This window comes from Sporosarcina sp. HYO08, assembly GCF_001563475.1.
Classification (GTDB): Bacteria; Bacillota; Bacilli; order Bacillales_A; family Planococcaceae; genus Sporosarcina.
This window is the reverse complement of sequence record NZ_LPUT01000012.1, coordinates 1-20,149: the sequence shown is the minus strand read 5'-3', so window position 1 is coordinate 20,149 and position 20,149 is coordinate 1. Positions and strand designations below refer to the sequence as shown.

Here is a 20,149-nt window from a genome sequence, read left to right as displayed (position 1 = left end):
ATTGAGTATAAAAAGGAGATAAGGCGTGAGTATACATCATTCATCTGATTATTCATCCGTTCCGCAAGACAGCCTAGTTTTAGAGCACTATGGGATCAATGAACTGAACTTTGAATCCGTTAAAAAATACCGGGAAAAATTTTCGGCTATTCACCCAAGTCACCCTTGGAATGGGCTAGAAATGAAGGAGTTTTTATATAAAATCGGCGCATGGGGAAAAGTAAGAAATACGAATGAGGAAGGCTTGACCCTTGCTGGCTTAATTATGTTTAGTGAGGAAAGGATTATTACAGAAGTACTGCCGCAATATTTTCTTGAATATCGAGAAAGCTTGAAGGAAACATTAACTGAAGATTGGTCTAAACGTTTCACTTCGCAAGATGGAACTTGGTCGGGTAATCTATTTGACTTTTATTTTAAAGCAAGTGCAGATTTAACAGCTGATTTCGGCAACTTGTACTTAAATTCCGGCTCTACCCAAGTCGATGAGACGGCCGCTTTAGCTTGCCTGCACGAATCACTCATCAATGCAATTGTCCATGCCAATTATCATGGTGAAGGCGGCATTGTGATTGAAAAAGAAAAACATTTATTACGTTTTTCAAATCCCGGACTGTTCCGTATATCTGTGGAACAAGCACTTGAGGGAAATATAAGCAATCTTCGTAACCCAAACCTGTTTAAAATGTTTATTTTAATCGGGCTTTGTAAAAGAACAGGCTCCGGGCTAAAAGGCGTCAAAACAATGTGGGAAAGCTACGGAGACGATGCTTTTGATGTCATCCAAGATTCAGAGTCAGCGCGTACGATGATTACGTTACATGTAAAACCAAGTGTATTGGGAGAAGAAGACATGGGAGACATGATAGAACAAGATGTTTTATCATTCCATGAAGAAGATAGATCGGCAGCGGCAAAGTTTGACGATACGGACAACTCCTATAATAGTGAGATGAACTCCTACAATAATCAGAAAGACTCCATTAGTAACGAAAAATCTGAAAATAACTCCATCAATAGTAATGATTACTCCTTTAATAAGGAATCTAACTCCTGCAGTAAGGGGGTTAACTCTATGAATAAAGAGGCTGACTCCTATAATAAAGAAGCTGATTCTACTGTTCCTTCCCCTAACTCCTACAATAACGGGAGGCTGATGACCAACAATAAAGAAGCAGATCTAACCATGGAATATGCGGAAGAGGCATCTAAAGAAGAGGCACGTGAGTCTTCAACAACGGAAACAGAGGATGCATTATGGGAAATATCGGCGCTCGCGCGGAAGAAAAAACGCCTTCCCCCAGATGTAATGGAAGAGATCGTGATGGGTCTTTGTGCCCTAAGACCTTTGATGCTTAGGGAACTTGCTTCCTTGCTGGAAAGAACCCCCGATGGGCTGCGAAATAATTATTTGGCAAAGCTAGTGGATCAAGGAAAAATCAGGCTGAAATATCCCGATCAAATAAACCATCCAAGGCAAGCTTATATGATTGCAAATGACCAGGAAAAATAAAGCGTTAGGGTGTAACAGCAAACCCGAATAGACTGATACAGATTGAAAAGCAATGTCGGCACAGGTCCGGCATTGCTTTTCTAATATAATTATTGCAATCTTCGATCCCGATTAATGCCATTGGGGCATGGGTACTTATTGGCGAAAGGCCATTTATTGATGCATCTAAACGACTTTGTCAATCACTTCCGCCTAGACGAATCCCATTCTGTCATGTTGATAAGTTAGTAAAACATCCTGTTAGGACGACGTAATGTTGATAACCCAACCACGTTATCCACAAACAACGATTAAAAAATAAAAAAACGACCGTTTATCACTTTCGAATGAACGGTCGTTTTATGAAATTTACTTTCTTTGGTAGCGATGAGGCGCTAGTCGTTTGGGTATTGCGCTTTCAAAAACGCAATGGACTGCTTAATGAGCTTTCTCAAGACGTCGACGTTAATATCCGCCACCTTGTTAATATAGACGCATGCTTTCCCAGTTGTATGTTTTCCAAAGTTTTCAAGCAGTTCCTCGCGTTCTAGATCTCCTGGTGCAAAGTACAAGCTAATTTTCGCTTTTCGCGGTGAAAAGCCAACGTACGGGGCATCCCCTTCATGTCCTGTTTTATACATATAATGATAAGAACCAAATCCGATGATGCTTGGCCCCCACATTTTCGCTTCGTAGCCTGATACTTCTGTGAAGATATCAAGCAATTTGAAAGCATCCTCCCTTTTTTTCGGACTATCCACACTTTCAATGAACTCAATCACATTCTGATCCGTTTCCTTTGTCTTTTGTTCATACATTCCTCTTTCCCCCACTCTTTATTCGATCAGCTTTAATTTCCCCTCAATTTCAGCCCGTTTTTCCTCTAAAAATGGCGGTAAATCCAGTTGCTGCCCTAAATTTTCAATCGTTGAGTCTACTGTGAAGCCTGGTTCGTCTGTTGCCAGCTCAAATAAGATACCGTTCGATTCTCGGAAGTAAAGACTTTTGAAATAAAATCTTTCCACAATGCCCGATGATTGAAAGCCTCGTGCTTCTACTTTTTTTGCCCAATACTGCAGTTCTTCTTCATTTTTTACGCGAAGCGCCAAATGGTGAACGCTACCCCTCCCTGGCTTTTCGGTCGGGCCGTCTTGCTGTTTTAACACAATTTCACCAAATGACTCCCCTTCCACTGCCCGAAAAATAATTTCACTGGCAGTTTTAGACACTTCTTTGAATCGAAGTAAGTGCTGAATCGTATTAGCCGTTTTTCCAAGCCTCCGCACTGTAATTTCAATCGGCCCCATGCCTAAAATTCGATGCTCAGGTTCCACTTCGGAGTCTTCCCAAGCTGTCCAGTCAGATGGAATGGCCTGTCCATTATGATTCAACAAGATGAGACGTAGTCCTTCCGGGTCCTCAAAAGGCAATGCTTCATAGCCTACATAAGTCGTCCGTTCACTCATTTTCACACCAAATTGCGCTAAATGCGCCTCCCAATAGTCTAAGCTCTCACTCGTAGGAACGAGCAGCCCAATTTGCGTAATTGCATTTGTGCCACGAACCGTTCCGCCTGCCATCGGAATTTCAAAAAATGTTAGTTCCGTTCCAGGACTTCCCGTTTGATCACCAAAAAATAAATGGTACATGGAAGGATCGTCTTGATTGACCGTCTTTTTGACGCGCCGCAGCCCTAAAATATTTTGATAAAAATGGTTATTCGCTTGGGCGTTTTTCGTAATCATTGAAATGTGGTGATGACCTGGAATGTTGTACATAATGCATTCCTCCTGATCCATTTTAGTTCAGTATAAACGAATCGCCCTAATACCCGTTACTGTTATACAATTGTACTAACGAATAACGAAATGGAGAGAGAATATGGATGACACAACACACATTATTTTGGTCAACGTTTGAGTATGGAAACTGGACTGCTTATGTTGCCGCAACTGAGGAAGGGCTTTGCTACGCAGGAACACCGCAGGAGGATTTGGAAGTTTTAAAGGCTTGGGCAGCAAAACGATTGCCGGGATTTCAACTTGTGGAAAACGACGCGGCGCTTGCATGCTATAAAACCGAACTTAAACAATTTTTAGAAGGAAAACGAACGGATTTCACGCAAAAGATCTCCTTGAACGGAACACCTTTCCAGCAATCGGTTTGGGAAGCTTTACGTACGATCCCTTTCAGCGAAACGACATCCTATTCAGCAATTGCCGAACAAATTGGCAACCCAAAAGCGGTTCGTGCCGTGGGGGCAGCGATTGGCGCAAATCCGATTTTGATTGTCGTTCCCTGTCACCGCGTGGTCGGGAAAAACGGTGCGTTAACAGGGTTTCGGGGTGGACTGGAAATGAAGACGAAGTTGTTGGAACTGGAAGAAAAATAGAAAGGGTTCATCGATTATGGAAACGAAAAGCAAAATAGCCGTCATTGTTCTTCATGAAATCTATGGCGTCAATGAACATATTACCAGTTTTTGTAAAACACTAAGAGAATATAATCTTGAAGTCATTTGCCCTAATTTATTGGGGCGACATGCTTATCCGTATTCAGAGGAAAAAGTCGCGTATGAAAATTTCATGCAAAATATTAGCTTCACGACCGCGGCTTTGGAAATACAGCATTTGATTGAAAACATAAAGGATCGCTACGAAAAAATTTTCGTCGTCGGTTTCAGTGTTGGCGCAACAATTGCCTGGTTGTGCAGTACGAATATAAATATTCACGGAGTCGTTGGTTTTTATGGTTCTCGCATTCGAAATTACTTAGAAGTAACGCCTAAATGCCCTACTTTACTGATTTTTCCAGAAGAGGAGAAATCCTTCGATGTGAATGAAATCATTTCCAGTTTGTCCGAGAATGTTGAAATGATCCAACTCAAAGGACAACATGGCTTTTGTGATCCGTTTTCCACCCATTTCAATAAGGATTCGGCAACACTTGCGCTTAATGAAACGATTCATTTCCTAACGCAGCTCTCTTCTCCCGCTTCGTTTCCAAATCCGCAAGCCTAACCGGAATGGGCAGGCGTGATTCGCGATTGATAAAATGCATTGTCACTTCTGTTGCTTTCTGTAAATCGATATAGTTTCCACAAGATATGAAGATAGGCTTTACGTTTGTTTGAGTGCGTAATGCTCTCCCATAAACCTCGTTGTGGTGAGTGATTTCTTCATATGCACCAACCGTATTCCTAGGCATTTTAAAGTCTTTATTGTCTATTTTGAAATAGCTTTTTGCGATGCCGATCGTAGGTTTATTCAAAAAGAACGAAGCATGTGTCGCGATACCCATATGATGTGGATGCAGATAACCGTTTCCATCGAACATAAAAAGATCTGGCGTAATGGAAAGTTTTTCAGCTGCTTTTATGACAAGAGGAAGCTCCCTAAAAGCTAAAAATCCTGGCAAATAAGGGACTTTGACTTCCTCTTTTACAATCACTTTCTCAACAGTTTCCATCGTTTCATAATCGACTACAACAATACAGCACGTCCCCCACTCTTTTCCTTGTTCGTTCCAGTAAGCTACATCTACGCCTGCACATAATTTTATATTTTGATCCCCTACCTTACTTTCCAGTTTCACTTTTTTAGAAAGGTTTAGCTGAATGGATTCGAATTGATCTAAATCGGTATCCAGTGAGTGAATATGATGAATTTCCATTTAATTTCTCCTTGAAATGAAATATAACAAGTGCCTTGGTGTACGATCGATTATACTTATTTAAGGCTAAAAATGTAATGAAATTATAAAAAGAATCCTTTCTCTTCAACGTCGAGGAAGGATTCTCTTTCTATAATTATAAAGCAATCAATTACTTTTGTAACATTAAACTAACGACTTTGGCTGCTTCTGCACGTGTGAGGGGCTGTTTAGGATTGAATTTCCCGTTTTTATCTCCGGAAATCAATCCCATTTCTACGCCAGCTGCAACGGCTGATTGATATTCTTTGTCAATTTGCTTGGCGTCTTTGAAATGTGGTGTTGAGCTGTTCGTGTCTTCACCCGTTTTAAGTTTAAAGGCGTTCATTAACATCCATGTTGCTTCTTGACGGCTTAGCACTCCGTCTTTGTTTGTTTTCACTAATCCATTATCAATTGCAGCTTGTACTTCGTTTTTCCCGGATAGATCTAGTCCACGCACTAACACAGCAGCAAATTGGTGGCGTGTAATTGGACGATTCGGTAAAAATTGATCTGCCGACACACCTTTTAATATATTTTGATTATACAAGTCAGCGATATAAACATGTGCCCAGTGGCTAGCTGCAACGTCTTTAAAGTTCATAGGTGATACTTCCTTGGCCGTTGGAAGTCCGTGGATGTAGCCAACTGCACCTGTTTTCAAAATGCCATAAGGGGAATCTTGTAACGCATTCACTAATTGATCTTTATCAACAGCTGTAATGGCACGATCAGCCACTTCGTCACCTGGGTGCTGGAAGTTGCTCATAATATAAGAGAACCCATTTCGATCATCAACGTATTGCAGACCCGTTGCCTCGGCACCTGCTGGAACGGATAAAATACGGCTCAATTTCTTCGAATCTAATTCGTATGCCCATACATAGTTGTTTGTATGCATGCCGCTATCTTCGCCGATAAATACTGTACGTAACTCCTCAGAGTAGCTTAAGTTGTCAGGGTTTGCTACTTTATCCACATTTGCCGTATTGCCATATGCATCTGCCTCTTTTAAGTCTTCTCCGATGACAAGCCCATTCATGGATGCAGCAACATACGGGCTAGCAATCGTTGCACCGCTTTGGTCTTTTTGCCCAGCTGTTAAGACTAACTCGTACGTCGCGCCAGATTTCATTTTTGGAAGTTGAATATGATCGGTTGGATCTTCCCCTTTTGTGTCCTTCTCCATCCCCCTACTTTGATCAGCGATTGCCATATACACTTTTTTATCTTGTGCATTGAGTGCTAGGCCTTCCATTTTGTTAAATTCAGATGTAGCACCCAACATCGCGCCGTAACGTCTTGATTCAAGGAAAGCCGCCGCTTTTTCCATACCAGGTTTTACTTTTAAATATTCAACTCGATCGTAGTCACCGCCGCCTGAAGAATATTGCTTCACAGCTGTAAATCCTTCTTTCGGTGCATCTGCGGTTTCGAAAATATCACTGAATTTCAAGTTTTGATCGACAAGCGCTTTGATCTCATCGTCCGTTGAATGACCTAATTTAATCCAAGACAAATCACCCGAGCCACCATTTGCCGTACCTATTTGATCAAACTTTGCCGCATACAAAGTACCTGCGGATAAATCTTTTTCTTTATCTGCTACGTACATGAATAGCATCGTATAATCGCCATCATCTCCGAAGAAAGCAGTACGATTATCTGGCATCATCAACATAACTTCATTCGAACGGCGCCCTGTGCTGTAATGTTTGACGACATGAGATTCTCCCTTTTCGTCCACAATCACTTCCGGAATAAAACCATATCGATAAGGATTAGCTTCTTGATCGTCTCCAAAATAAAGTTTTGTGAATTCTCGTGTATGGGTCTTGTCTGTGCGCTGATCAGCAGGCATTGCTTCTTCTAATTCAAATTGACGCGCATCTGGTTCATATTCTTCTGAACCTAGATGTGTATTCCATGGTGTCAGTGAACCATTACATGGAACCCAAAGTCCATCGGCATCCGAAAAGTCTACCTTACTTGCATCCATCACTTTCAATTCGCCAGTCTTCTTATTTTGATATAACTTTGTTAATGTCATCGAAGCAGGAACTCGTCTCCAAGCGGAATCCCCTGCTTGGTCTTGGGTTGCATACTCCAAATGAGAGACAAGGTAAAGTTCACCATTGATCGGACGTAATAGGCTGTTAGCATCCGGCGCATCGGATAGATAGTGAATGGCTTGTCCTGTTGCGCTCGTATCGGAAATCGGCTTGCCATTGACATCGACGGGCGTACCCGCCGCAAACTTCTCACCGCCCTGGTTAATTAACTGATCTTCCGTTTTATATAATTCCTTATAGGATAGGGGGAAGTTTTTCGTTGCCCCGTCCGTATACGTTATCGTCAATGACGCATTCGAATACACTTGCACCATTTCGTCTATTGTTTTGGGTGCTTCCATTCCCGTGAAAGACATACTTTTAATGCTTGTTTCCGGCGCTGCTGCCTCCACCGGTGTAACTGCAGGTGCGACGATAGACGTCGTTACGGCAGCCGCCATTAGTAATTTAGCTGTTTTCATAACCCATCTTCCCCCTAAAGAATTATTTGTTCGCTTTCACTCTAGCAGTGGATTGTTAAGTAGATATGTTGCTTATGTAAAGGATTGGTAAAGTTGCGGCGAAACTGCGGAAGTTTATGGAAATTGCGAAGGAACTGGATGAGGAGCGAGAATAAAGGCGTTCGGTTGTAGTAAATGGGGGTATTTTCTACAGCCGTTTTTATGTATGGTTTGAATTACTAACGGTTCTAACCGAGTGATCAGCACTTTTCAACTACATAATTGCTTTTCGCACGTTCCTCTTTTATACTTTTATTCATCAAACGGGAGGCGATCCAAAAATGTTGAAGAATACCGTATTTGAACAATTAAAACAGGCTATGAGGGAAAAAGATGTACTGTCAAAAGGCGTACTCACGCTATTAAAAGCTTCTCTTGACCGCGCCGAAAAAGAAAAAGGCGCAGCGCTTTCGACTGAAGATGAAGTTGCCATCGTTAACCGGGAAATCAAGCAGACCAATCAATCGTTGGAAGGTGCACAAAAAGCGCAGCGAGATGACTTAATCCAACAAGAGGAAGCAAAATTGGTTCTGCTGAAAAGCTTCTTGCCTAAACAACTAAGCGAAGAAGAAATTGTGAAAGCCCTAACAGAAGCAGGCGTTACGAAAGGCATGAATATGGGTGACGCCATGAAAATCGCAAAACCATTACTTGCTGGAAAAACGGACGGCGGAACGATGTCAAAAGTTGTGAAAAGCTTACTCTAATCCCTACTCATGAACATACAAAAAGGCGACCGATTATGATCGATCGCCTTTTTTAATTTTGGAATGGTTAAATTTTCACTCTTTGCAACCGCAATGCATTCAACACAACGGAAACCGAACTAAACGCCATCGCAGCGCCTGCTACCCATGGGGCAAGCAGACCAAACGCCGCAACTGGAATGCCGATCGTATGTAAGCGTCAAATAATGCCCACCTAAAAAACTAGGTGGGCATTATTTGACGCTTACCTTTCATCTCATTTTGAACTATTATAACGGGGATTTGAACATACAAAAACCCAAAATAGGGTCACTTTTTTATAGTGTCCACTATTCTGGGTTCAGTTCGGCTTTTTGGAAAAGATCCTTTTTTAAAAACTTAATAGTTAAAAGTCAAAGCATAACTTCTTGTATCCAGATTTGTACTGGGAGTGATTCCTACCCCTGCTGGATATACAGAAACTCCAACAGAACCACTCACTTTTTTGTGACCATACTCAAGTTTAACGTTTGCTCTTCCTGAACTAGTACTCTTAATATAGAAAAATTGTCCAATTAGACCGCCATGTCTCATATTCTTTTGTGTGGATCCAGGCAATAATAGGTCATAAGCAGCAGCAACTCCAGCGCCTGGACTCCAATATGAAGGTATTGTTTTAAGAGCAGAATAAGTTCTAACATTAGTGGCAGTATTCAACAAATAATATCTACTGGAATGTCCAGTTACATTTCCACCACTCGTATTGAATGTTACACCTAAACTAGAAGGAAATCCTATAGTAAGCTTGTCCGTTAAAGCCCAAACAGGTTGGCTCTTCCAGTCAAAACCACCACTGATAAAAAACTTTTTATATCCAGACCAATCACTTTGCACACTAGACACAGTAGCATGCATACTTAAATTTGCAACTGGAATATCAGCCATAGGGCTTATCATGTTTGAATCTACGACTTTTGGCTCTTCAACTAAAACCGAATCAATTTTTTTAGCTTTACCATTTACTAGTTCTCTTGCTACCTCTACAGGAAAATTTAATACTTCCTCTTCCGTAAAACCTGACACTTCCAAAAGATAATCTTTTTCCTCTTGGCTTAATTCGTTCTCATGTTCGTCTGCTTTAGCTGAAATATTTAAAGTAATGAACATAACAAAAGTCATGAAAAAAACTGATATTTTCTTCACGTAAAACTCCTCCTTTTTCCCCTTGAATTTCCAACTTTTCTACCATATCACATTTATAATGTTTTTTCCTTTTTTTTTAAATTTCCATCATAATTAAAAACAAAAAAATAATTATTGCTAAAAACATAGATAATGTACCTAAAATTTTTGCTTGTGTTACATCCGTTCCATCGTGCAATTTTTTCATGTAAATTAAATGAAATAAATAACTACCGGACCCTAATGCCGCCACTATAAAAGCCCAAAAATAAATCATAACAATTTCTCCTTTTTATTTAATAAAAAATTAGTTCTTACAGCAGTCTACCATTCTTTTCGACTGCCCCACAAATATTTCCAGCCAACCCTTGATACCGAGCTTTCGGGGCATGACTTCCCCATGTCAGTGCCGTGCGACTCGAAAGTCTATCATGCCTTAGCTTAGCAGTAGCTGTAAAAGCGTTTTTAATTTGTAAGCGACAAATAATGGGGCTGTCCAGAAAGTCGTATTTCCGACTTTTGGATGCCCCTTTTCACGTTTAAAAAACTTGATAAATCAAGATTTTTGATTATTACATTTTAGGAGATTTCTACTTTTCGGACAGCCCCATTATTGTATTCTTTATTTAACTTTAGCAGGGATTCGGCATTCCCCTGGAATGGTCTTTGACCAAGGAAGGAACTGGTCAAGTGCTTCCTGATCGTCTAGGTCTATTTGCGGTAAATGTTCAAAGAGATAGGTTAAATAATTCAATGGATTTAGTGAGTTCTCTTTGGCAGTTTCGACAATGCTGTAGATGATGGCACTTGCAGTTGCACCCTTCATTGATTGGGCGAATAGCCACGCTTTTCTCCCCATTACAAAGGGTTTAATTGAACGCTCTGCTCGATTATTATCGAGTTCAAGTCGCCCATCTTTCATAAAGGTGATAAGTTTTGACCATTGATTTAAACTATAATTGATGGCGTCACCTAATTTGCTTTTAGGTGGAACTTGAGGACGTTTGGATTTTAGCCATGCTAAATAAGCATCCAACACGGGTTGACTGCGTTTTTGACGTTGTTCTTTCCGTTGTTCTGGGCTACAATTTTCAAATTCCTCTTCTATCTGTTTTTCAATTTTAAATAATTGCGTACAGAATTGAAGACCTTCAGCAGCAAGAGTTGTAGATTTGTCTACATTGGCAGGTAACGATTTAAGCGTTTCGTCATATTTTCTTCTGGCATGCGCCCAACAGCCAACCAACTCCACGTTCTTCAAATCATGGTACCCCGCATAGCCATCGACATGAAGATATCCAGAAAACCCCTTAAGAAATGCCTTCGGGTGTTTACTGTGGCGCGAAGTTTGATAGTCATATAAGACAATCGGCGCTATATCGTGACTAGATCGGTACAACCACATATAGGATTTGGAATTTGCCGCTTTTCCGGGTTCTGCTAAAACTTGAACTGTTGTTTCGTGATGATAGTCTAAAATTAGGACTCACTGAATTGGGAGAGTTATAATAAACTTATCCAATTGAGCGGAGTGAAAAAAATGAAAAGACAATATGACAAAGAATTTAAAATAGATGCTGCCAAGTTAGTTGTGGAAACGGGTAAAACAGTGGCTCAAGTGGCAAAGCGTTGTTGTACCTAACATGTACATTTAATTTAACAGACTACCAAAAAATAAAATAAAAATTAGTATTCCCGACAGAACTACTGTAATACACATAGTAAATATACTTCTAGCCATCGCTTTCCATCCCTTTACATCTTTTAATCCTAAGATGCTAAGGACAAATAAAATAAGCGTTATGCCTAATAAAATATTTAAAGGATGTATTCCCACAATTTTACTGAAAATACTTATAAAACTTTCGGATGAAATTAAAAGTAAAAATAAGGGTATACAGAACAAAGAAAGTGAGAAAGACCAAGAGTTGATATTCATTTTCAGAATCCTCTTTTCTTTAATTACTACAAATGATACAGCTGTTATCGGATCAGATTATTTTAATCGGTACACCCCCGAATATTGAAGTGTTTATTTTTTGGATTCACTCGTTAAAGGAGATGAATGTTAATAATTCACAAGTATTACTTATGAGAAATTAGTGATTATTTATACGTTTATCCCGATACAATATATTTTTGATTTATACTGCTGGGTTTTTACAACTTTCTGCAAAGTGATTATATAAAATCATTATTCAATTCATATCTAGAAATTCAGTACTCCCAATACTTTACCAAGTGAACCACTCACTTAAGCTAACATATCGGGAAGATATGTTGAACCATTTTATAATAATACTACTTTAATTTTATTCAGATTTCAATGGTACAAATATTTCGAACTATACACTCCATATTGATCAATAAGGAATCGTTCAAAGAACTATAAATTAACTAACGTAACCAAAACCAAGGTTACCTCACAATAGATACATATGCTTTCCTATTGGCTTTTTTAGTTTAGACCTAGATTTCCCTGTATCTATTGGATCTATTCAATAGCCAAGTACGAATTTACTATCACAAAAAACACAATCACTCCGGACTACTGAAAGAATATGAATTAATTAAACAAACAGGACTTTAGAATCGCCAAGGAAACTATTAGCATGATATGTCAAAGGATTGTCTGCCAATAGTAACTTTAACCCCTCCCATAACACCACCATTCTATAAATAATGCGCTAAAAGATTCATTTTATTTCGGTGTTATAAAGTATATCATTTGATACGGGATGAACAGTCAACAAAGGGGGAGCAAGAAGTTGAAAAAATTATTTACATGTGTCATTTTTATGCTAGGTGGTCTTTTTTTAATAGGGATGCCATCAAATGCAAACGCAGAACTTCTAGGCACAAAGAATACAAGTCCTAGTTTCCAAGTTAATAGTGATAATCTATTAGATTTAACAAAGTCATTTTCAACAACAATGAAAAAAAATGCTGCATATATGTCACAGTATGCCCTTTCAGAAAAGCAACTAACTAACACATATCCACTGGCGACAGGTGTTGAATTCGCAAGTAAAGTGAAAAGTGGTGGCCCTTGGGATTACAAGCGTACATATAGAGGTAAATATAAGTATAATGGATTAAATCTAACAGGAGAAGATCTTGGTAACATGCACTACGGTTTTGTCGGTCGTGGGGCGTTCTTCTCCCGTACTTTACTGTCTTCCGTTGCAGGGGCATATCAAATCTATTCTGGAACATCTCACGCTAAATATTATGCCTCGTACTTTGATGACCCCAACGATCAAAAATGGATAAATTACGGAATGAATCTGTGGGATAATGCAAGTTTACCTAGTTTAATGCACAGTGATGAATTTATTAATTATTCTTTATTGGATTTACTTACTGCCGAGGAAAAGATTGAGATAAGAGAAAAGGTATTAAGAGATTCAAAAAACATTGCGGAACAACAAAACCAAGAATTGAAGTAAAGCGAATGGAAAACATCCCAATTATAAGCAGTACAGACCAAAGTCACGGTCTGTGCTGCTGTTTTTATTGTGGAGAAGAAGTGAAGCAGAATAAATAATCCTCCATATCAGCTTCACTTATTTCCATTTGGTAATGGTTTGACTTTCACTCTCTGTAACCGCAATGCATTCAACACAACAGAAACCGAACTAAACGCCATTGCCGCTCCTGCTACCCATGGGGCAAGCAGACCGAACGCCGCAACTGGAATGCCAATCGTATTGTAGAAAAACGCGAAAAACAAGTTTTGTTTAATGTTGCGCATCGTTTTCCGACTCATGATCATTGCATCGGCAACGCTGTTTAAATCTCCACGCATCAGTGTAATATCCGCCGCTTCAATCGCAATATCAGTACCCGTTCCAACAGCCATGCCGATATCGGCCATTGCGAGTGCGGGCGCATCATTAATGCCGTCCCCGACCATTGCCACTTTTTTACCCGCTTCTTGAAGCTTTTGAATTTCTTCGCTTTTTTGCTCTGGCAGCACTTCCGCAATAACAGTTTTCACACCGACTTCTTTCGTAATTGCTTGCGCTGTCCGTGTGTTATCGCCTGTTAGCATAATGACTTCTAAACCGAGTGCTTGCATGCGTGCAATTGCCTCTTTCGATGTCTCTTTCACCGTATCGGCAACAGCAATAACACCGGCAATTTGTTCATCAATAGCGATGAGCATTGCCGTTTTCCCTTCATTTTCAAGCTGTTCCATCGTTGCTTCAAAATCTAACAGGGCAACATCTTTTTCTCTCATTAACCTTCTTGTACCTACTAAAAGATTGCGTCCATCCACGACCGCTTGAATCCCATAACCAGGCAACGCTTCAAAGCTGTCTGTCTCAACAAGGGCAATCCCTTTTTCCTGAACCCCTTTGACAATTGCTTGCGCAAGCGGGTGTTCAGATTGGTTTTCGGCCGTAGCTACGAGTTGCAGGACTTCTTCTTCCTGAAAACCTTCCGCTACAACAATATCCGTTAAAGCCGGCTCCCCTTTTGTCACTGTTCCCGTCTTATCAAGCACAACAGTATCGATCGATTGCGTATGCTCCAAGTGCTCCCCGCCTTTAAACAGCACACCCATCTCGGCAGATCTTCCGGAACCCGCCATAATCGACGTCGGCGTCGCTAAACCGAGCGCACATGGGCAAGCGATGACCAAAATGGAAATCGTTGGGATAATCGCTGAACGAAAATCACCTGGTGTAACCGCGAAATACCATATGAAAAACGTGGCAATTGCGATACCGACAACAATTGGGACAAAAACGCCTGAAATTTTATCGGCCAGCCGTTGAATATCGGCTTTCGATCCTTGCGCTTCCTCTACCACTTTTACAATTTGCGCAAGCGCCGTATCTTTTCCAACTTTTGTCGCTTTAATTTGCAAGGAGCCATTCTTGTTAATCGTTGCGCCGATGACTGTATCCCCAACTGTTTTGTCGGTCGGAATACTTTCCCCGGTTAGCATGGATTCATCGACAGCAGAACGACCCTCCACAATTTCGCCGTCTACCGGTATCTTTTCACCCGGTTTCACAAGAATAATGTTGCCCGCGACAACTTCTTCAATCGGAATTTCTTTCTCTACACCCTCTATTAACAATCGCGCTGTCTTCGCTTGTAGCCCAAGCAGCTTTTGAATCGCTTGGCTTGTTTTGCCTTTTGCGCGTACTTCAAATAACTTACCGAGAACGATTAGTGTAATAATAACCGCCGATGCCTCAAAATAAAGCTCCGGCACGCCAATTTTGCCACCACTGACCCATTCAAATGATAAATACAAGCTATAGAAATACGCCGCGCTCGTGCCAAGTGCAACTAATACGTCCATATTGGCACTTTTGTTGCGCAATGAATTAAAAGCACCTTTATAAAACTGCGCGCCAACAATGAATTGAACAGGTGTCGCAAGCGCAAGCTGTAGCCATGGGTTCATCAACACTTCCGGCAAATAAAGGAATGATAAAAATTCAAAATGGGCAACCATCGTCCATAGGAGCGGTAATGTTAAAATCATCGAGAAGATAAATTTACGCTGTTGCTTTTTAATATCCTCTCCTTTATGATTAACCGCGTTTGCTTCTTCTTTAGCCATGAGTGCAAAGCCCATTTTCTTCACAGCTTCCATCATTTCTTGCGGCTGTACTTGGCTGCCGTCGTATTCCACCGCTAGTTTTTCGAGTGCAAAATTAACATTCGCCTTCGATACACCTGCCATCCGATTGATACGTTTTTCAATTCTAGATGCACACGCGGCGCAAGTCATTCCTTCAATCGCAAACTCCGCTTTTTCTTGCATGACGCTAAAACCGAGTTTTTCAATTTTTTCCGTAAATGCGGCCACATTTGTTTCATCCGGGTCATAGACAATCGTTGAACTTTCCAGCGCAAAGTTGACATTCGCTTTTTCAACACCGTCTAGTTTCGATAAACTTCTTTCAATACGGTTGGCACAAGCCGCACAAGTCATACCACTAATTTTCAACGTTTTTTCTGCGGTAGCCATTTCTTCCCCTCCTATACATAGTAGGGGTATATTCGTTTTAAAAAGAAAGATTATACCTCTATGCGGTACAATCTGTTTCCCCACTTATACCCCTGTATCGTTTCAGTGGTTTACGCTTTGACGTCAAAACCTTGGTCTTCGATCGTTTCTTTAATATCAGCTACCGTTGTTTGAGTCGCATCGAATTCTACTGCTACTTCTGCTTTGTTAAGGTCTACAGCGACAGCCGCCACACCAGTAAGTCCTCCAACGCTCGTTTCAATTGCATTCACACAGTGACCACAAGACATACCTTCTACTTTAATAATTTCTTTCATATTAAACGCCTCCATTATTTTTTTATTTCGTCATCGTTTTCATAACGCTCATGAGCTCTTGAATAGCTTCTTCGCCTTTTTGCTCTTGAACGGCTTTCACAACACAGTGATGCGTATGATCTTCTAGTAAAGCGAGTGATACTTTATTCATCGCAGATTGAATCGCGCTTATTTGGTGTAAAATATCGACACAGTAACGGTCATTCTCGATCATTTGATGAATGCCTCGAACTTGCCCCTCAATACGTTTGAGTCGATTTAATAACTGCTGTTTATTCGGCTGAACAGTTTTTTTATTCGTTTCAGTCATTGTTCTCACCCCTCAGCACTATTTATATACCCTACACCCCTATGGTAACACGGATGGTACAAAGAGACAACAAAATGCTTTTGAAGACTGGATCAACAAAAAAGAGCAGCCGATCGCCACTCTTTTGGTTATCATTCCTGTTTTTTTCTTATATCGATCATATATTTATTTAAATCAGATCTAGAAAATTTTCTTTCTAAATACTGTCGAACGTCTTCCTTATTTTCCCCCTTCAGCAACCACTACCCAAATCACAGGGTCTGCTATACCAATTTGAAAAACTCTCCAATTCAAATTTGTCCCTTGTAGATTGAAGAACATTCACTGTACTATGATCCTATATTTGCCAACAACGTAAATGTAACGATACAAGCAAAAAAATATTCTTCATTTCACCTTCATGCTCATCACTACACCCCCATCCTTTCTATTTAGTAAGATTCCCTCTTTCCCTAATCATCATGCGATTGGGATACAATAAGATAAAAAAGACTGGGAACACGGCATTATTTGAAGCCAAGTTTACAAGGTGATTCGCGACGGATCACCTTTACTTTTAGTTGGTTTTTATGGTGTGTGAATAGTTATGTTAATTCATGACATATAGAAATTTGCTGATTATCTATTTCATAAATGATATCTGAAAGCTTTAGTATATCCTCTTGATTATGGCTGGTAAATATAATGGTTTTTCCTTCTTTTTTATTTAAATCCGTGAATAATTGGCGCATAGCAGCAACACTTTTTTTATCCAATCCATTAAACGGTTCATCAAGAATCAGTAATTGTTGATTTTCCATAATAGCTTGCGCGATAGAAAGTTTTTGCTTCATACCTAAGGAATAGTGCTTTACCTTCTGTTTTAAACCCCAATCCAAACCTACCTTATTCATCGTTTCTTTGATATCTTCATCAGATATTTTATTTTGGATCATAGCAAGCCTTTTTAAGTTTTCAAACCCTGTTTTATTTGCAATATAAGCAGGGCGATCAATGATAATTCCACATGATTTGGGGAAATTTTCTTTTGGTTGCTTAAAATCTGAATGAATATTAACTCTTCCTGTATCTGGTTGTATAAATCCACATATTATTTTAAAAAGAACTGATTTTCCTGAACCATTTGACCCAACAACTCCATATATTCTTCCTCTATCAAATGAGATATTTACGTTTTTAAATAATACAGATTTATTAAATGCCTTGCCGACGTTTTCCATTTGAATAATTTTCACAGGAAACCTCCTTCGATGACTATAAAATTAATTTTTTACTTAATAACAATTTAATGATGAGTAATTCTATAGTTAAGTAAATTCCTAAAATAAGTGTAATACGAATTGGTTGGTAAAATCCACCTGTGATATAACCTAGGCTATTTAATACAATTGGGAAAAGCCAGTGAGAGTTAAATAGTGGTAGTCCTAGAACGATTAATATCCCAATATTTAATAGAATGAATTCTATTTTTTTAGTTAAACAGATAAAAATAACAAAAATAAGATGATAATTCAGAAGTTGCAAAAAACCATTTACTATAAAATGATAGAACAGTTCATGAGAACTGAATGGATAATTCCCGATAAATGGGAAATCAAAAACAAGAGCAAGAAAGAGTGTATAAATAAATAGGATTGAAATAGTCAAGAATGAATGATTTACCATTCTTCTTAATATTTGATAGAACCATTGTTTGAATGATGGATAGCGAATTAATTGATAATAGATATCGCCCTTAGACGCAATAAACACATTATTGAAGAAAATAGTAACTGAAAAAAGAAAAATTATAGTAACAAATAAATAGTTATAAAGATTAAATCCTTCTGTTGATAGACCATAGAATTGTTCGTAAAAGCTTCCCGTGATTGTTCGATACTCATTAGGAAGATTATACGTCTGTATAAAAATGGAGACTAATCCAAAAAGGATAAATAGTTGATTAGAAAATAGATTCTTTTGTATCATTTTTTAATCTCCCCACAAGTAAAATTACCATTAGCAAGATCAAATAAAATAAAAAAGGGTATATTAAAGAAGGGAATATTTTATATGAATTCAGAACAGACATGTAGTTGATTACATTTAAATAATAGTAATCGAAAGTATACTTATACAAAATTAAAATACTTATATACATTACAAATCCTAATCCATATAACCAAATTTTTTTCTGTAAAAATTGAAATACTAACGCTAAAAATAAAAAACTACTAATAAAAAATAAGGATAAATAAAGAATTTGTATTATTGCAAAATATAACGGCGTATTATTTGATAAAGACATTTCTTTTGTAGATATGTTGAGTTGACTATAGGTACTCCATTGATTTTCAATTGGAAATTGAAACGAAATACTCCAACTACACGCAATGATTAACCCTTGTATTACTAATGTATAATGAATACTATTAATTAAATTATGTATTAGCCAATTCTTATAACTAGATAGACGTATTAAAATATTAGGATTCCACTCATCCGTAATAATTTTTAACGAAATAACAATCCATACAGGTATTAAAATATACATTAAGAAGAATATATCAGCATGAATCCCAAAAAAAATATCCCAAAAATTATATTGAACTTGATTTTCCATTGAAATATTTTCCAAAAACATTCGAGTAAAAATACCATATATAATGATTAGCAAAATAAATATTAACCAATTGGAATTAGTATTTAAATAAAACAATCGCTTTCCTAATTTAATCATATTGCATCATCCAGCTTATGAAGTTTTATTTTAAACGTATACACATATAAAGTTAAATTTATAATAGTGTAGAATACAAAATTCAATAATATTGTATGTATTGGATATTGCGATGAACTAAATGGAAATACTGCATTGGCCATTCCAAATGGTTCCAAGATGTCAAATAAATTAAATACAAATGCTCCAATAATGTAGAATAAAATTGGAATAGACATTCCAATTAATTTATTCTTAAAAAGAAGAACTGTAAAGAATCCTATTGTCGCATAAGAACTGGCCATTAACCCTACCCAAAATGAAAAGACTATTCCAAAAATCATTGGGTTATATTCTAGTAGTTGTGTAAATGTATATCGCTGAATATTAAATTCCAGTAATTCTTGCAGTGTAGTAAGGTAATGAATTTCCGGGAAAAATTGAATAATTCCCAATACCGGTTGAATGTAGAAGAAGAATAAGAATACATGTAAAACTAATACAAAAAACACAATAAATGTAATGATCATATTACTAAACATGCAAGTCAATAAGATGTTTTTTAATGAAGTTCTTGTGCGTTGATAAACAATAAATTTATGGTTTAGGAGACTAGAAAATTCCCCCAAATAAATAAAAACAACAAAAAATATAAAGAATACAACCATAATCCCATCAAATATAAAACTAAAAGTATCTAATTCATCTATAAATGCGTAAGAATCTTTTTGAACAAAAAATAGTAAATAAGGAAATAGATTTAATAAAACAAGAAAGATAATTAATCTTTTAGTAACGTTTTGTTTCAACTCCTGAAATAATAACTTTTTCAAAATTATAAATCAGCCTTTCTGTATAAGTCTTTAAAAAAGTAACAACTTGGATATTTTAATCCAAGTTGTTTTATTATGGCTTAATTACTTCTCCAATTATAAGAGATTGAAACCCCATTACTCAATAAATCCGAGCTGAATTGTAACTGATGATTACAGCCAATGAAATGTACCACCAGTGACAAGTTTTTTACCATTGAATGACAATAAATGTACCAGGTAACGTCAAGCTGTTTACCACTGGTGTAAACGAGCACTTTGTTTCCTCAGAAACACCCGTGTTTTTTTCACATTCCTTCGGAATGGCTACTATACTTCTCCGCAATAATGTGCTAAATTTTTTGCATATTAAAAGGGGGAGTTTTTTTATG

The 20,149-nt window shown here is 38.2% G+C and carries 18 protein-coding genes and 2 pseudogenes; 6 read left to right on the top strand and 14 right to left on the bottom strand.

Translation table 11 applies throughout. The features are described 5' to 3' along the window. Positions 1–25 precede the first annotated feature (25 nt). A complete protein-coding gene (locus AU377_RS04580) occupies positions 26–1,513 on the top strand; it encodes an ATP-binding protein (RefSeq protein WP_156450383.1) in 1,488 nt (495 codons plus the stop codon). 374 nt (positions 1,514–1,887) lie between these two features. Here the strand turns inward: AU377_RS04580 and AU377_RS04575 are convergent, their stop codons facing one another. Both AU377_RS04575 and AU377_RS04570 read right to left on the bottom strand, forming a co-directional pair. After that, entirely contained in the window at positions 1,888–2,310 is a 423-nt protein-coding gene (locus tag AU377_RS04575; protein ID WP_067404888.1) for a DUF1801 domain-containing protein, read from the bottom strand. 18 nt (positions 2,311–2,328) lie between these two features. Further along, positions 2,329–3,270: a ring-cleaving dioxygenase gene (locus tag AU377_RS04570; protein ID WP_067404885.1), complete on the bottom strand. Its 942-nt coding sequence runs from the start codon at positions 3,268–3,270 to the stop codon at positions 2,329–2,331. Between the two features lie 107 nt (positions 3,271–3,377). On the opposite strand from AU377_RS04570, the gene AU377_RS04565 reads away from it, so the two are divergent. Beyond that, positions 3,378–3,884, top strand: coding sequence for a methylated-DNA--[protein]-cysteine S-methyltransferase (locus tag AU377_RS04565; protein WP_067404882.1), 507 nt, complete (start codon positions 3,378–3,380; stop codon positions 3,882–3,884). 16 nt (positions 3,885–3,900) lie between these two features. Further along, positions 3,901–4,512, top strand: a complete 612-nt coding sequence (locus AU377_RS04560; RefSeq protein WP_067404879.1) for a dienelactone hydrolase family protein — start codon at positions 3,901–3,903, stop codon at positions 4,510–4,512. On the opposite strand, the gene AU377_RS04555 is transcribed toward AU377_RS04560, so the two are convergent. Continuing rightward, complete coding sequence (locus AU377_RS04555) at positions 4,445–5,164, bottom strand: endonuclease V (protein ID WP_067404877.1); 720 nt, start codon at positions 5,162–5,164, stop codon at positions 4,445–4,447. The two genes, AU377_RS04560 and AU377_RS04555, sit on opposite strands and share 68 nt — an antisense overlap. A 151-nt stretch (positions 5,165–5,315) precedes the next feature. Beyond that, positions 5,316–7,718: an S-layer homology domain-containing protein gene (locus AU377_RS04550; protein ID WP_067404874.1), complete on the bottom strand. Its 2,403-nt coding sequence runs from the start codon at positions 7,716–7,718 to the stop codon at positions 5,316–5,318. Between the two features lie 320 nt (positions 7,719–8,038). On the opposite strand from AU377_RS04550, the gene AU377_RS04545 reads away from it, so the two are divergent. Beyond that, a complete protein-coding gene (locus AU377_RS04545) occupies positions 8,039–8,464 on the top strand; it encodes a GatB/YqeY domain-containing protein (RefSeq protein ID WP_067404871.1) in 426 nt (141 codons plus the stop codon). 67 nt (positions 8,465–8,531) lie between these two features. Here the strand turns inward: AU377_RS04545 and AU377_RS15465 are convergent. The 4 genes and pseudogenes from AU377_RS15465 to AU377_RS04530 all read right to left on the bottom strand — a co-directional run. Further along, positions 8,532–8,657 (bottom strand): annotated as a pseudogene (locus tag AU377_RS15465) (cation transporter); the annotation flags it as partial. Positions 8,658–8,842: 185 nt separating this feature from the next. Beyond that, positions 8,843–9,646, bottom strand: a complete 804-nt coding sequence (locus tag AU377_RS04540) for a hypothetical protein (protein WP_067404869.1) — start codon at positions 9,644–9,646, stop codon at positions 8,843–8,845. A 76-nt stretch (positions 9,647–9,722) separates the two neighbouring features. Next, positions 9,723–9,902 carry a hypothetical protein gene (locus AU377_RS04535; RefSeq protein ID WP_067404867.1) on the bottom strand — a complete coding sequence of 60 codons (180 nt, stop codon included), beginning with the start codon at positions 9,900–9,902 and terminating at the stop codon, positions 9,723–9,725. 345 nt (positions 9,903–10,247) lie between these two features. Beyond that, a pseudogene (locus tag AU377_RS04530) lies at positions 10,248–11,087 on the bottom strand (IS66 family transposase); the annotation flags it as partial. A gap of 78 nt (positions 11,088–11,165) precedes the next feature. Here AU377_RS04530 and AU377_RS15460 point away from each other — a divergent pair. Next, positions 11,166–11,267, top strand: a complete 102-nt coding sequence (locus AU377_RS15460; RefSeq protein ID WP_156450381.1) for a transposase — start codon at positions 11,166–11,168, stop codon at positions 11,265–11,267. 1,126 nt (positions 11,268–12,393) lie between these two features. After that, positions 12,394–13,074: a polymorphic toxin type 44 domain-containing protein gene (locus tag AU377_RS04520; protein WP_067404860.1), complete on the top strand. Its 681-nt coding sequence runs from the start codon at positions 12,394–12,396 to the stop codon at positions 13,072–13,074. A 113-nt stretch (positions 13,075–13,187) separates the two neighbouring features. Here AU377_RS04520 and AU377_RS04515 read toward each other — a convergent pair whose 3' ends face one another. From AU377_RS04515 to AU377_RS04485, 6 genes are all read right to left on the bottom strand, one after another. Then, positions 13,188–15,620 carry a heavy metal translocating P-type ATPase gene (locus AU377_RS04515; RefSeq protein ID WP_067404857.1) on the bottom strand — a complete coding sequence of 811 codons (2,433 nt, stop codon included), beginning with the start codon at positions 15,618–15,620 and terminating at the stop codon, positions 13,188–13,190. A gap of 110 nt (positions 15,621–15,730) precedes the next feature. Beyond that, positions 15,731–15,937 carry a copper chaperone CopZ gene (copZ, locus tag AU377_RS04510; protein ID WP_067404853.1) on the bottom strand — a complete coding sequence of 69 codons (207 nt, stop codon included), beginning with the start codon at positions 15,935–15,937 and terminating at the stop codon, positions 15,731–15,733. 22 nt (positions 15,938–15,959) lie between these two features. Beyond that, positions 15,960–16,247, bottom strand: coding sequence for a metal-sensitive transcriptional regulator (locus AU377_RS04505; RefSeq protein WP_067404850.1), 288 nt, complete (start codon positions 16,245–16,247; stop codon positions 15,960–15,962). Between the two features lie 584 nt (positions 16,248–16,831). Continuing rightward, positions 16,832–17,482 carry an ATP-binding cassette domain-containing protein gene (locus AU377_RS04500; RefSeq protein ID WP_156450380.1) on the bottom strand — a complete coding sequence of 217 codons (651 nt, stop codon included), beginning with the start codon at positions 17,480–17,482 and terminating at the stop codon, positions 16,832–16,834. A gap of 707 nt (positions 17,483–18,189) precedes the next feature. Next, the gene (locus tag AU377_RS04490; protein ID WP_067404846.1) at positions 18,190–18,966 is read right to left on the bottom strand and encodes a hypothetical protein; all 777 of its coding nucleotides are present in this window, start codon (positions 18,964–18,966) and stop codon (positions 18,190–18,192) included. Beyond that, positions 18,963–19,778, bottom strand: coding sequence for a hypothetical protein (locus AU377_RS04485; RefSeq protein WP_067404843.1), 816 nt, complete (start codon positions 19,776–19,778; stop codon positions 18,963–18,965). The genes AU377_RS04490 and AU377_RS04485 overlap by 4 nt, the downstream gene beginning before the upstream one ends. Positions 19,779–20,149: the final 371 nt, after the last annotated feature.